Here is a 13,485-nt window from a genome sequence, read left to right on the forward strand (position 1 = left end):
CTGCGCGCCTATGACTGGACCACGGACCAGGGTGCTGCGGCGCTCAACGACTACGCTCGCGCCAACGACCCTTTTTCGAGGGTCGGCAAGCAACAGGTCGCGGTCGAGATTTCTTCGGTCATCCGGGCGTCACCGAATTCCTTTCGTGTTGCCTGGGTCGAGCGTCACTATGAGAACGGCCAGCTTTCCGGCACCGAGCGCTGGACCGCGATCCTGACGATCGTGACGCAGATGCCGAACGACGCCGAACGTCTTCGCGCCAACCCCCTCGGCATCTACGTCAACGCCATCGACTGGTCGCGGGAGATAAGCCAATGAGCCCGACATTGCGTCTTGCTGCCGGTACGATGTTCTCAAGGCCTCTGCTGTCGGCCGTGCTGGTCTCGGGGACGACGCTGCTGGCTGGCTGCGCCACGTCTTTGCAGAAGCCGCCAAGCATCAGCTACGATAGCTATGTTCCGCCTTTGCCGCCGGCTCCGGCGGCCGCCGCGGACCAGGCGCCGAAACCTCTTCGCGTGCCACCAGGCTGGGCTCCGGCGCGGGGCGGCGCCATCGGCAACACGTCGACCGCCCGCGTCGAGAACGCAAACGCCGCGGCGCGCGTCGAGCCGCGCCGGGACGGCTACTATAACGCCATTCAGATCTACCCATGGAGCGAAGGAGCGCTCTATCAGGTCTACGCCGCACCTGGCCAGATAACGGATATCGCGCTTGAGCCGGGCGAGAGCCTGACTGGAGGCGGTCCGATCGCGGCTGGTGATACCGCGCGCTGGATCATCGGCGACACCGAAAGCGGGTCCGGCATTGCCCGGCGCGTCCACATCCTGGTGAAACCTTCCAGGGCGGATATCACCACGAACCTGATCATCGCCACGGACCGGCGCAGCTATATGCTGGAGCTGCGGGCGGGCGCGAAGCCATACATGCCCGCCGTCGCATGGTCCTACCCGGCTCAGAAACCGGGTCTCCTTCGGAGCGTCGCCACAACGACCGTCATACCGGACGTTACGGCGCGCAACTATCGATACGGCCTTACGGGCGACAGCCCGCCCTGGAAGCCGGTGAGCGCCTATGACGACGGCCGCAGAGTCTACGTCCAGTTTCCGCGCGGCATTGCACAAGGCGAGATGCCGCCGATCTTCGTCGTCGGTCCGGATGGCGAGGCTGAAATTACCAATAGCCGCGTCTATCAAAACCTTCTGATCGTCGACCGACTTTTTGCCGCGGCCGAACTGCGTCTTGGCGCCGGCAAACAGCAGCAGACGGTGAGGATCCTCCGCACCGACGGGCGAAGAACCGGTGGCTCATGGCGCGCGCTAAACGACAGCGGCGCGCCGAAGGTGCCGCCCTCAACGCACAAGGGAGCGCTGCCATGAACGAGAAGGATATGGCCGTCAACCCCATGCGCCTTCGCGCCGACCCGCCGCGCGTGACGCGTCTGTCGCGCAAGACGCTTGCAGGCATCGGCTTCGTCGCCTCGCTCGGTATCGGCGGCGCACTGATTTACGCACTCCAGAACGCCGGTACGATCAAGCATGGCGAGGAACTCTACCCCACCTCCAATCGCCCGCCTGCCGACGGACTGGTGCGCCTGCCGCGCGACTATACCGGCCCCGTTCTTGGGCCGCCGCTGCCAGGCGATCTCGGCAGGCCGATCCTCGACGCCCAAAACAAGGGACAGGCTGTCTTGCCGCCATCGATCGCAAGCCCCGCAATTGACGAAGCCGAGCAACGCCGGCGAGCCGAAGAGGAAGCCGCCAGAACCTCCCGCATCTTTTTCCAGACAGCGCAAGGAGACGCCGGGACTGCGGAAGCGACCACCCCTGCCGTGAACGATCTTGCCCGTCAACTTGGTGAGCCCAATTCGCAGGATCGCCAGATTTCCTTCCTCTCGGCCGCCGCAGACCGACGTACCGTAGCGCCAGACCGCGTCACGCCTCCGGCGTCACCTTATGTGCTTCAGGCAGGCGCCGTGATTGCGGCCGCGCTCATTACGGGTATCCGGTCTGATCTGCCTGGCCAGATCAGCGCTCAGGTTACCGAAAACGTTTATGACAGTCCCACCGGCCTGTCGCTCCTCGTCCCGCAAGGCACCCGCATTATCGGGCAATACGACAACGCCATTGGTTCGGGCCAGCGTCGCGTGCTGCTCGTCTGGAACAGGCTGATATTTCCCAACGGGCGTTCCATCGTTCTGGAGCGGCAGCCCGGCGCAGATGTCCAGGGCTATGCCGGCCTGGAGGACAACGTCGACTATCACTGGGGCGAGTTGTTCAAGGCCGCGGCGTTGTCGACAGTTTTGAGTGTTGGTGCGCAGGCCGGTTCTTCCGGCCAAGACCGCGAGATCGTGCGTGCTTTGCGCGACGGCGCCTCCGAGAGCGTCAGCCAGGTAGGCCAACAGGTCGTTCAGCGGCAACTCGCCATAGCCCCGACGCTTACGGTTCGGCCGGGGTTTCCCGTCCGCGTACTCGTTACCCGCGACCTTGTTCTTGAGCCGTACGGAGGTTGACATGACCAAGTTGAAGCTCGCGACGATCACCGACGACAAGCCAGTCAAGATTACGGTGGAGCTGCCGGCGTGGCTGCATAACGATCTGGTCAGGTACGCGGAGATCCTTGGCAGAGAGACAGGGCAGTCATCTGTCGATCCGGTGCGCCTCGTCACGCCGATGCTTGCGCGATTCATCGCCACCGATCGGGGCTTTGCGAAAGCAAAAAAGGAGAAGCATTAGACAAGGCTGTTCGGCGAATGGGACCGGGCGGGCAGGCGTTTTTTCGACCTAGGAGGACCGAAGTTCGCCCGCGATAAGGCGGCGCTCGAATTGGACCGCCCGGTGCTTTTCGGTAGTCGGTCGGTTTGAAAGTTGACCCAACCCCCACACGATCAATAGACCGCCACATACACAGCCTCGAACCCCATAAGCGTGACGGGAACGACACCAGGCATGATGATAGAAGGTTGCCGGACGAACCATGGCGGGAGGTTTGTTGCTATCCGTGCTCTTGCGAGGCAGCGTAAGCCTGCTTCAACGTAGCCAGGAAAACGAGGCGATGTCCAAACTGCGGCCCAAACCAGAACAAAGGTAATGGGTGATCCGCGAACTCCGAAATAAATCGGACCGACGGGCCTTCGGCAACGCGCCATCAGCTTCCAAGAAGACGCAGGTGACGGATCAATTTTCCGCCGGAGATGGTCTCGGCCGCTCTGATAATCGCGTCTGCATCGATGCCGAAATGTCGATAGATATCCGCGACCGTGCCGGTCTGGCCGAAATGCTCGACACCGAGCGACCGCGTTCGGTGGCCAACCGAGGGTTGCTGGATGACCATCGATGACTGTGATCAAGGAGCAGTTGCTCGGAACCTCGCCCAGCAGCCGTTCGACATGGCTTCTCGCATGCGGCAGCCCTCGCTCGCGAGCACGGCTTGCCGCTGTCCAGCCCGCGTTCAGCCGGTCGGCGGAGGTGATCGCCAGCAGACCGACGTCGCGGCGGTCTTCCGCCATCAGACCGACGGCTTGGATGGCTTCCGGAGCAACGGCCCCCGTATAGGCGACCACCACTTCGGCGTTGGGTCCCGGTCGCCGCATCCAATAGGCGCCATCGACGATGTCATCGGCAAGCTCGGGCGAGATCTGCCTTTGCGGTTGATCGATGCTGCGCGTCGAAAGCCGCAGATAGACCGAACCGCCCACCTGGTCGCGCAGCCAGCTGGCCTCGTCCGGTTGGGCATCGCCGGAGCGCTGCATGTATTCGAACGACCAGCGCATTATCACCGCGAGCTCGTCGACGAAGGCAGGCTCGAAGCTCGCCAAGCCGTCCTGGGCCATGCCGATCAGTGGCGTGGCGATCGACTGGTGAGCGCCGCCTTCTGGCGCGAGAGTTACGCCAGAGGGCGTTGCCACCAGCATGAAACGCGCGTCCTGGTAGCAGGCATAGTTCAGCGCATCGAGCCCCCGTTCTATAAACGGATCGTAGAGCGTGCCCACCGGCAGCAGGCGCTCACCGAAAATCGAATGCGACAGGCCAAGTGCCGACAGCATGGTGAACAGGTTCATCTCGGCAATGCCAAGTTCCACATGCTGGCCCTTCGGCGAGAAGGTCCAGTTATAAGTCGAAGGGATGCGTTCCGTCTTGAACAGGTCCGCCATCGCCTCCCGGGCGAAAAGGCCGCGCCGGTTGACCCAGGCACCGAGGTTGGTCGACACCGTCACGTCGGGTGCAGTGGTGACAATGCGGCTGGCAAATGGCGTGTCGCTCTTGGCGATCTCATGCATGACCAGGCCAAAGCCTTGCTGGGTCGACATGGAGGGCTGGGCGCCAAACTCGAGCTGCTCCGGGACGTCGATGACCGGCGAGACGTGGCGACGGCGGCCGGACTGTACAAACGGCACGTTGGCAAGAAACTGCGTCAGCGTGGCTTCCGACGTCACGAGGCCTTCGAACGGGCTCCACTCGCGGCCCTCGCGCACCTTCATCGATTTGCGCAGGATCTCAACCTGGGTCAGGTCATCAGCCCGGCGTGATTGTCCTTGTGTCCGGCAAGCGGCAGGCCAACGCCCTTGATCGTATAGGCGATGAAGCAGGTCGGACGGTCATGTGTCCTGGCCTGCTCGAACGCGTCCAGGATCGATGGCAGATCATGCCCGCCCAGATTGCTCATCAATTCGGCGAGTTCATCGTCGGCACGTCTTTCGATCAACCGCGAAACATCTCCCTGGTCGCCGAGCTCGTCGAGCAGCCGCCTTCGCCAGGCTGCGCCTCCTGGAAGGTCAGAGCCGAGTAGAGTTGGTTTGGACAGGCATCGATCCAGTCGCGCAGCTCCTCGCCACCAGGCTCGGCGAAGGCCGCCTGTTGGAGGACGCCGTGCTTGAGGATCACCACGTCCCATCCGAAATTGCGGAACATCGTCTCGAACCGCTCCCACAGTCCCTCGCGCACCACCGCATCGAGGCTCTGCCGGTTGTAGTCGACGACCCACCAGGTGTTACGAAGGCCATGCTTCCAGCCTTCGAGCAGAGCTTCGAAGATGTTTCCCTCATCCATCTCGGCATCGCCTATCAGGGCCACCATGCGACCTTCGGGAAGGCCGGTGCCGAGGCCCTTGGCGCGGATGAAATCCTGCACCAGCGAAGAGAAAAGGGTCTGCGCCACGCCGAGCCCGACCGAACCGGTGGAGAAATCGACGTCATCGATGTCCTTGGTGCGCGACGGATAGGATTGCGCGCCGTTGAAGCCGCGAAAGTTCACCAGCTTTTCTCTGGTCTGGTTGCCCAACAGATATTGGATCGCGTGAAAGATCGGGCTGGCATGCGGTTTGACTGCAACCCTGTCTTCAGGTCGCAAAATGGCGAAATAGAGGGCCGTCATGATCGTGTTCAGCGAAGCTGAGGACGCTTGATGGCCGCCCACTTTCAACCCGTCGCCGCTGTCTCGGAGGTGGTTGGCGTTGTGAATTGTCCAAGTGGCGAGCCAAAGCACCTTACGCTCAAGTTCGGACAGGATGGAGAGCCGTTGCGTTGTCATGATCAGATCCCTCGAGAGGGAAAAGAATAGATCTCTTCAAGCACCCAATGTAGCCAAACTTGCCATTCAGCGGGCGATAGTTTAGCTGAATTCACTAATATGGCGCTCTAATTGAGAGAAACCAGCTAATGCGCGCGTTGGATGAAATTGACAGGAAAATCATCGCCGCGATCCAAGGCAATGGCAAGATTACCGCCAACGAACTGTCTGATCGCGTCGGTCTGTCTGCGTCTCCTTGCGCCCGGCGTGTGCGCTTGTTGGAAGACTCTGGCGTGATCAAGGGCTACACGGCCGTAATAGACCAGAAGAAGGTCGGCCTGCCGATCAGCGCCTTCGCGTCGATCAAGCTCGAGCGGCAGCGTGAAGAAGATCTTGACCGCTTCGCGCTCGCCGTGGCGCGTTGGCCGGAGGTGGTTGACTGCTACCTCATGACTGGGCAGCGCGACTATCTCATGCGCATCGTCGTGCGCGATCTCGAAGCCTATGAACGGTTCATCAAGGACAAGCTCACCCGTCTGGACGGCGTCGCCTCGATTGAAACCAGCTTCGCCCTTGATCAGGTCAAACGTTCCGAAGTGCTGCCCTTGGAATAAGGATCGAAGGCGGCGCGGACAATGACTGGGGCCCTGCCGGATGCCGTCACGAGCGCAACTTCCGCGGGACGACCAAATCAGCGGATTTGATAGGGTAGCACTCCGCGCCGATCGTGATCGATTGTGAGCCTGCTCTTCAACGGAGGCACAGCTCTTTGCGGACAGCTTGCACGCTCGCAGATGCGGCATGAAATGCCAATCGGATCGAACGCAGCACTGCTGGTTAAGCCGAGGCCATCGGCATAGACGAAATCCTGCGCGTAGGCCACCTCGCAGCCCAGGGCGATGGCATACCGTTGTTGCGGCGTGTTGTATCCGCCGCTGCCTTTGGCAATTTCGGTGGCAATGCTGAGATAGCGCGCGCCATCGAGGTCTCCGCCAGTTGGCGGATGATGCGGCCCGGCGTTTCGAAGGCCTGATGGACATTCCAGAGCGGGCATGCCGCCCCGAAGCGGGCGAATTGCAGTTTGGCGGCGCTATGACGCTTGGTGATGTTTCCCGCGCGATCGATGCGGGCGAAGAACACAGGCACACCCTTGACGCCCGGTCGCTGTAAGGTGGAAAGACGATGCGCGACCTGTTCAAGGCTCGCGCCGAAGCGCGTTGCCATCAATTCGAGGTCGTGACGAAGTTCATTCGCCACCGCCAGAAAATGCTGGTAGGGCATGGTCAGCGCTCCGGCGAAGTAATTGCGCAAACCGATCTTGCAGATCTCACCGGATTCTTGCGTGCGGAAGTTTGCCCGCTGGACAATCGCCTCGATCTCACCGTCCAGTTCCAGCGCAGCTACTTGATAGGCCATCTGAAAGGTCCGCGTCGACGCCGGCGAATAGGGATTGAGGAAGAGTGCGCGGGCAGGGCCGTCATAGCGGCGCAGGACATCCTCGCCGGGCTCCGCGCGCAGTATCCGCACGCCGTGCCGGATTTCCAGGTAGCTCGGCAGCACAAGCCCCGCATCACGGTCAGGAATACCAAGGCTCGCCGCCAGCTGTTCGGCGGCGAGATCAAGGTCGGAAATGTAGTTGTCGAGGAAGTGGAAGAAGTCGCGGACCTCCTCGTACGGCGTCGGATCCCCGAAGGCGTTGGTGCGGACCATGTGATCGTCGAGGCTCGCAAGCTGTTCGCTGTTGCGGCGATAGGCTTGGTGGCTGGCGATCAGCGCATAGGCAAAGCCCGGCGCGTTTTGGGTGACGAGCTTCAGCTCCTGCAAACTGAGCGAGTAGCCACTGAAAACCGGGTCGGCAAGAGCCTCGCTGAGCGCGGAAAGCAGACGGTCGCTGTCGCTTCCCGACATCGACCCGATATCGATCTTGAAGTTCTCGGCAAGCGACAGGAGCACCGAGGCCGAAACCGGCCGTTGGTTGTTTTCTATCTGATTGAGGTAACTGGTCGAGATGCCGATGCGCTCGGCGAAGGCGGCCTGGGTCGCCTTGCTGCCTTCGCGGAGGGCGCGGACCTTTCTGCCGATGAAGAGCTTGCCCCTGGCCATCTTCGCAATTTCGCAAAATGAAGTTTGCAACTTTCTATATTACGCCGCCCCTCCTGTTCAAACGTTTTCTCAGTCGGTCGCCCCGCTTAAGGGTTTCCGGGCATCGGCTGCTTCCAGATGGTCGCAGTTGACACCGAAGACGACCGTCGCCCAGTTGACCCACACAGATCGACATCGATCAAGGATGCTGTTTCGTGAAGTCTTGTAAAATCCGCACCTATAAGTCCGCCGATGAGCTTGCCCGCGAGGACCAGCTGGCCTGGAAGATCGCCTCGGTCGCTTCTGATGATGTGCCGCTCGATGCCGATGTGGTGGAGATGATCGGCAACCGCATTATCGACAATGCGTCGGTAGCCGCCGCCTCGCTTGCGCGGCGCCCCGTGGCGAGCGCGCGCGCGCAGGCGCTCGCTCATCCGTTCCTGCCAGGCGCCACCGTGTTCGGCCTGCCGGCCACCGACCGCGTGTCGCCGGAATGGGCGGCGTGGACGAATGGCGTTGCGGTGCGCGAACTCGATTTCCACGACACGTTCCTTGCTGCCGACTATTCGCATCCCGGCGACAACATCCCCCCAATCCTGGCCGTCGCGCAGCATTGCGGCCTGTCGGGAGCGCAGCTCGCCATGGGGATCGCCACCGGCTACGAGATCCAGGTCGACCTGGTGAAAGGCATCTGCCTGCACGAGCACAAGATCGATCATATCGCGCATCTCGGACCATCGGCCGCGGCCGGCATCGGCACAGCGCTCGGGCTTTCGACCGAAGTGATCTACCAGGCGGTGCAGCAGGCGCTGCATGTGACGACGACCACGCGCCAGTCTCGCAAGGGCGAGATTTCGAGCTGGAAGGCCTATGCGCCAGCCTTCGCCGGCAAGATGGCGGTGGAGGCCGTCGATCGCGTGCTGCGCGGCGAGGGCGCGCCGTCGCCGGCCTGGGAAGGCGAGGACGGCTTCATCGCTTGGCTGCTCGGCGGGCCGAAGGTTGAATATATCGTGCCCCTGCCGCAGAAGGGTGAGGCCAAGCGCGCTATCCTCGACACCTACACCAAGCAGCATTCGGCCGAGTACCAGAGCCAGGCGCTGATCGACCTGGCGCGGCGCATGGGTCCGAAGATCGGCGACCTCTCCAAGGTGGCAAGCATCGTCATCCACACCAGCCATCACACCCATTACGTAATCGGCACCGGCGCCAACGATCCGCAGAAGATGGACCCCAGCGCAAGCCGCGAAACGCTCGACCACTCGATCATGTACATCTTCGCCGTGGCGCTGGAGGATGGCGGCTGGCATCATGAGCGCTCCTACGCGTCCGAACGCGCCAACCGGCCCCGGACGGTGGCGCTTTGGCGCAGGGTCAGCACCGTCGAGGAACCCGAATGGACGCGGCGCTATCACAGCCATGATTCCAAGGAGAAGGCGTTCGGCGGCCGCGTCGTCGTCACGCTCGCGGACGGCCGCGTCATCGAGGACGAACTGGCCATCGCCGATGCCCATCCGCTTGGTGCAAAGCCGTTTACCCGTCCCGACTACGTCAACAAGTTCCGTACGCTTGCCAATGGCATCGTGGCGCCGGCTGAGCAGGACCGCTTCATCGCCACCGTCGAGCGTCTGCTGGAGCTGAAGCCGGAAGAGCTGGCAGGGCTGACTTTCACCGCCGACGCCGACGCATTGGGCCCGGCGGCGGCCCCAGGCATTTTCGACTGGAAACGCAATTAGTGGAGGACGACATGCTCACACCTAAGAAGTCGGTTGCGCTGTCCGGTGTCATTGCCGGCAACACGGCGCTGTGCACGGTGGGGCATACCGGCAACGACCTGCACTATCGCGGCTATGACATTCTCGACGTCGCCGAGGCCTGCGAGTTCGAGGAGATCGCGCATCTACTGGTGCACGGCGCGCTGCCGACGGTTGCGGAGCTTGGCGCCTACAAGGCCAGGCTCAGAGCGCTGCGCGGCCTGCCGCAGATCGTCAAGCAGACGCTGGAGCTGCTGCCCGCCGCCACGCATCCGATGGACGTGATGCGCTCGGGCGTCTCGGCGCTGGGCTGCGCGCTTCCCGAGGCACCCGACCACAATCATCCGGGGGCGCGCGATCTGGCGGACCGGCTGCTGGCGTCGCTCGGTTCGATGCTCCTCTACTGGCATCATTTCGCGCATAATGGCCGGCGCATTGAGGTCGAGACCGACGACGACTCCATCGGCGGCCACTTCCTGCGCCTGTTGCACGGGGCCGCGCCGAAGCCCTCGCATGTCAAGGCAATGCATGTTTCTCTGATCCTCTATGCCGAGCACGAGTTCAACGCCTCTACCTTCACCGCGCGCTCCATCGCCGGAACCGGATCCGACTTCTATTCGGCGATGTCAGGCGCGATCGGCGCGTTGCGTGGATCCAAGCATGGTGGCGCCAACGAGATGGCCTATCAGATCCAGAAGCGCTACGCCGGCCCGGACGAGGCCGAGGTCGACATCAGGCGTCGTGTCGAGGCGAAGGAAGTGGTCATCGGCTTCGGCCATCCGGTCTATACGCTCTGCGACCCGCGCAACAAGATGATCAAGACCGTGGCCAGGCAGTTGTCGGTGGAAGCTGGATCGACCAGGATGTTCGACATTGCCGAGCGTATCGAGGCGACCATGGCGGAGACCAAGAAGGTCTTCGCCAACCTCGACTGGTTCAGCGCCATCTCCTACCATATGATGAGCGTGCCGACAGCGATGTTCACGCCGCTCTTCGTCATCTCGCGCACGTCCGGTTGGGCGGCGCATATCATCGAGCAGCGGCAGGACAACAAGATCATCCGTCCTTCCGCAAATTATATCGGACCCGACAATCTGGAGTTCGTGCCGATCGAGCGCCGCGGGCGCGCGACTGCCGGCCAGAAAGCGGCCTGAGGAACAGACATGCCCTATCTCGTAGCTTCCGACCTTCCCGAAAAGCCGGCAGGCGAGCGCTTCCGCGCGCTGGTCGAACGCGGCGGCATCCTGCAACTGCCAGGCGCACACAACGGCATGGCGGCCCTCCAGGCGAAGGCCGCCGGATTCGAGGCGCTCTATCTCTCGGGCGCTGCCATGACGGCCTCGATGGGCTTGCCCGATCTTGGCATCATCACCATCGATGAAGTCTCGTTCTTCATCCGCCAGATCGCCCGCTCCAGCGGGCTGCCGCTTCTCGTCGATGGCGACACCGGTTACGGCGAAGCGCTCAACGTCATGCATATGGTGCGCGCCTTCGAGGACGCGGGCGCGGGTGCTGTCCATATCGAAGACCAGCTGCTGCCCAAGAAATGCGGCCATCTCAACGACAAGAAGCTTGCCGACCCGCAAGACATGGCGGCCAAGGTGGCGGCAGCCGCCAGGGCGCGGCGCCACCTCTACCTGATCGCGCGCACTGACGCCGCGGCCAGCGAAGGGCTCCACGGCGCGGTGGCGCGGGCGAAGCTCTACATGGAGGCCGGTGCCGACGCGATCTTCCCGGAAGCACTCAATACGGCCGAGATGTTCCGCACCTTCGCCGCGCGGATGCCCGGCGTGCCGCTGCTGGCCAACATGACCGAGTTCGGCCGGACCCCGTTCTTCACCGCCTCCGAGTTCGAGGACATGGGCTACCGAATGGTGATCTGGCCGGTCTCGTCGTTGCGGGTCGCCAACAAGGCGCAGCAGCAGCTCTATACGGCGATCGCCCACGACGGCGGCGCCCATAACATGGTCGAGGCGATGCAAACCCGCGCTGAGCTCTATGCCGCTATCGGCCTGCATGATTATGAGGCGTTGGATGCGTCTATCGTCCAGACCATCATCCCCGAAAGAATGCCGCAGTGTTGAGTGGCGGCAGGGCGCTGCCGCTTTTCGGTTCTGCTTCGCCGCCACGACTGCGCGCAGCGAGTCCGGTGCATGCCGCCAGCGTGCCAGCGGACCGCGACGCCTTGGATGGATAGAAGGACGCTTAAGGCGTGGTTGGCGAATGTCTCGACAGCGGGCGATCGCCAGGGTTGGATACGCAGATTGCTGGGTCACGCTCTCGTCCGCTCGAAAGCTGTCGCAGTCAGTTCTTTCCAATCCGATATCACGTCCATGGTTGCCGCGGCTGGCCGATCACCGTGAACGCGCGATGTCTCTTCCAGTGGAACCTTGGCGCTAGCGGTTGCAAAAACTTCGCTCGTTCGTGTCTGCCTCCGACAGAAACGCCGCGATGAAGGCTGTGCAGCGACCCTTACGCTTTCTTCGCGAACGCCCAAACCATCAGCGGGTATTCCTCGTCGTTGCTGAGATCCCGCCATAGTCCGTAGGCGCGCACCGGTCCGCCGATATGCGCCCTGGCGCAGGCCTTATTGCCCCAGCCATGGACCTGGATGTTCTCCTTGGCGAAGCCGCCTTCGATCAGGACCTGCTTCAACCCCGCAGGGGTCCAGCGGTTGTAGTCGTGCGGCCTGGCGTGCACCCGGAACAGGAAGGGCGTCGCCACCATTGCCCAGCCGCCTGGTTTGGTCATGGCGTGGATGTTGGCGGCGGCCACCAGTGGCCGCTGCACATGTTCGAGCACCTGGTCGGCGATCACGATGGAATATTGCTCATCGGTCCGGTCACGGCAGATATCAAAGTCGGGAAAGTCGACCGAGCGATAGTCCGGGCAAAGGGTCCGCCAGTAGTGGTTCCAGCCCGGCGAGATCTCGATAACGTCACGCGATTTGCGGTTTGCTGCTTCAAGAAAGGCAGTGAAGGCCTCGATCTGGCGGATGCGCAGCCAGTTGCGCGTGTCATAACCGACAAGCCGCTTCGCGGCCTGCTTGCCTCGGTTTTTCAGCGTGCTTACAAGGCTCGTCGTCATTTCGACCTCCTCCCGCAACCCGCCGCCAAATCCGTTCTACCGCGAAAAGCGTACGAAAGCATGACGGAGAGAGAAGGAGAGGCCGCTTCTCACACCGCTTTGGAAGGTGGTACTCGATCCGCTGCGACGCTCGCTCGCAAGAAGTGGATTGGAGCCCTATCTAACCGAGATGCCTGCGCGCCGGAAAATCGATACGGCTGCAAAGCTGATTGGCGAGTGGCCCTTGTCTCCAGCTGCGACGCTTGGATCGTCGGTGCGGGCGAGGGGGATTTTTCTCGAAGTCCGTGCCCGTCTGCCATCGGCGCTGAAGAACCTGCTGCATATCGAGTCTCGGGTACTCACCTTGCGTTTGCCGGAGAGTGCGGACAATGACGTGCGCGCGGCAGCCATGATCGCGTCCAAGGCAATGCAGGACATCGAAGACCTTCCGGTGATCCCGCGCGAGGTCGAGGACATCCTGACGATTAAATCGAGCGAACGGCATCGTTGGCTGAAGGACGGCCGCTTGCAGAGTGCCGGAACGAGGACAGTGAAGCTGCGCGGGCGTGCCCGGAACGTCACCTTTCACGTGTTCGACCCGCGGCATATCGAAGATGTGCTTGACCGCGACCTGGTGACGGTCTGGCGCGAGGAGGACGCGGCGACGGTGGCCGAGAACCGGCGGCGTGCGGCCGGAAGGACGGCACTCAGGCGGGCTCAGAAGGGAGGGAGCGAATCTCAAGATCCAGTCAACATGCCAAACGAGCGATCCGATTCCACCTTGCACGATTGGGAAGAGTTCGACAGGGACGGGCTTCTGCGCTGAACGTGTGTCTTGATTGCTCGCGGCGCCCTTGCTTCCGGCCTACGACCGATGGCCGGAGCGCACCGGCCAATGACCAGGCGCCTCGCAAACCTCAGAGAGCGTACAACTTCAAGCAGGCTGCCCGCTGCACGACAGAAGGCTTCGTTCTAGGTGTTTGATCCCGGACTTTGCTGGTGCATCATTATCTTCCGAATCGAAGGAGGCACTATGGGCCAGGTTCTTCATGGCAGCGCCATGACGACAGAGGCAGTCCGTC

At 62.4% G+C, this 13,485-nt stretch carries 10 protein-coding genes and 2 pseudogenes; 9 read left to right on the top strand and 3 right to left on the bottom strand.

From position 1 onward, the window contains the following. The 4 genes from trbF to ACVDG8_RS29230 are packed head-to-tail and all read left to right on the top strand — an operon-like array spanning position 1 to position 2,732. Positions 1 to 318 carry a conjugal transfer protein TrbF gene (gene trbF, locus ACVDG8_RS29215; RefSeq protein WP_447257129.1) on the top strand — a complete coding sequence of 106 codons (318 nt, stop codon included), beginning with the start codon at positions 1 to 3 and terminating at the stop codon, positions 316 to 318. Beyond that, complete coding sequence (gene trbG / locus ACVDG8_RS29220; protein ID WP_447251544.1) at positions 315 to 1,376, top strand: P-type conjugative transfer protein TrbG; 1,062 nt, start codon at positions 315 to 317, stop codon at positions 1,374 to 1,376. Before trbF ends, trbG begins: the two co-directional genes overlap by 4 nt. Further along, complete coding sequence (locus ACVDG8_RS29225; RefSeq protein ID WP_447251545.1) at positions 1,373 to 2,509, top strand: TrbI/VirB10 family protein; 1,137 nt, start codon at positions 1,373 to 1,375, stop codon at positions 2,507 to 2,509. Before trbG ends, ACVDG8_RS29225 begins: the two co-directional genes overlap by 4 nt. Before the next feature lies 1 nt (position 2,510). Next, positions 2,511 to 2,732, top strand: coding sequence for a DUF2274 domain-containing protein (locus ACVDG8_RS29230; RefSeq protein WP_447251546.1), 222 nt, complete (start codon positions 2,511 to 2,513; stop codon positions 2,730 to 2,732). A 412-nt stretch (positions 2,733 to 3,144) separates the two neighbouring features. On the opposite strand, the pseudogene ACVDG8_RS29235 reads toward ACVDG8_RS29230, so the two are convergent. Beyond that, positions 3,145 to 5,525, bottom strand: a pseudogene (locus ACVDG8_RS29235) (transketolase). Between the two features lie 128 nt (positions 5,526 to 5,653). Here ACVDG8_RS29235 and ACVDG8_RS29240 point away from each other — a divergent pair. Further along, a complete protein-coding gene (locus ACVDG8_RS29240) occupies positions 5,654 to 6,118 on the top strand; it encodes an Lrp/AsnC family transcriptional regulator (RefSeq protein ID WP_447251547.1) in 465 nt (154 codons plus the stop codon). Positions 6,119 to 6,195: 77 nt separating this feature from the next. Here the strand turns inward: ACVDG8_RS29240 and ACVDG8_RS29245 are convergent. Further along, positions 6,196 to 7,607 (bottom strand): annotated as a pseudogene (locus ACVDG8_RS29245) (helix-turn-helix domain-containing protein). Positions 7,608 to 7,801: 194 nt separating this feature from the next. Here ACVDG8_RS29245 and ACVDG8_RS29250 point away from each other — a divergent pair. Genes ACVDG8_RS29250 through prpB form a run of 3 tightly spaced genes read left to right on the top strand, consistent with a single transcriptional unit; the run spans position 7,802 to position 11,421 of the window. After that, positions 7,802 to 9,319 carry an MmgE/PrpD family protein gene (locus tag ACVDG8_RS29250; protein WP_447251549.1) on the top strand — a complete coding sequence of 506 codons (1,518 nt, stop codon included), beginning with the start codon at positions 7,802 to 7,804 and terminating at the stop codon, positions 9,317 to 9,319. A gap of 11 nt (positions 9,320 to 9,330) precedes the next feature. Then, the gene (prpC, locus tag ACVDG8_RS29255; protein ID WP_447251550.1) at positions 9,331 to 10,491 is read left to right on the top strand and encodes a bifunctional 2-methylcitrate synthase/citrate synthase; all 1,161 of its coding nucleotides are present in this window, start codon (positions 9,331 to 9,333) and stop codon (positions 10,489 to 10,491) included. Between the two features lie 9 nt (positions 10,492 to 10,500). Further along, positions 10,501 to 11,421, top strand: coding sequence for a methylisocitrate lyase (prpB, locus tag ACVDG8_RS29260; RefSeq protein ID WP_447251551.1), 921 nt, complete (start codon positions 10,501 to 10,503; stop codon positions 11,419 to 11,421). Between the two features lie 388 nt (positions 11,422 to 11,809). Here prpB and ACVDG8_RS29265 read toward each other — a convergent pair whose 3' ends face one another. Next, positions 11,810 to 12,424: a class I SAM-dependent methyltransferase gene (locus ACVDG8_RS29265; protein ID WP_447251552.1), complete on the bottom strand. Its 615-nt coding sequence runs from the start codon at positions 12,422 to 12,424 to the stop codon at positions 11,810 to 11,812. 169 nt (positions 12,425 to 12,593) lie between these two features. Between ACVDG8_RS29265 and ACVDG8_RS29270 the strand changes: the two genes are divergently transcribed. After that, the gene (locus ACVDG8_RS29270; protein ID WP_447257130.1) at positions 12,594 to 13,229 is read left to right on the top strand and encodes a hypothetical protein; all 636 of its coding nucleotides are present in this window, start codon (positions 12,594 to 12,596) and stop codon (positions 13,227 to 13,229) included. Positions 13,230 to 13,485 lie beyond the last annotated feature (256 nt).

Source organism: Mesorhizobium sp. ORM8.1, assembly GCF_053005525.2.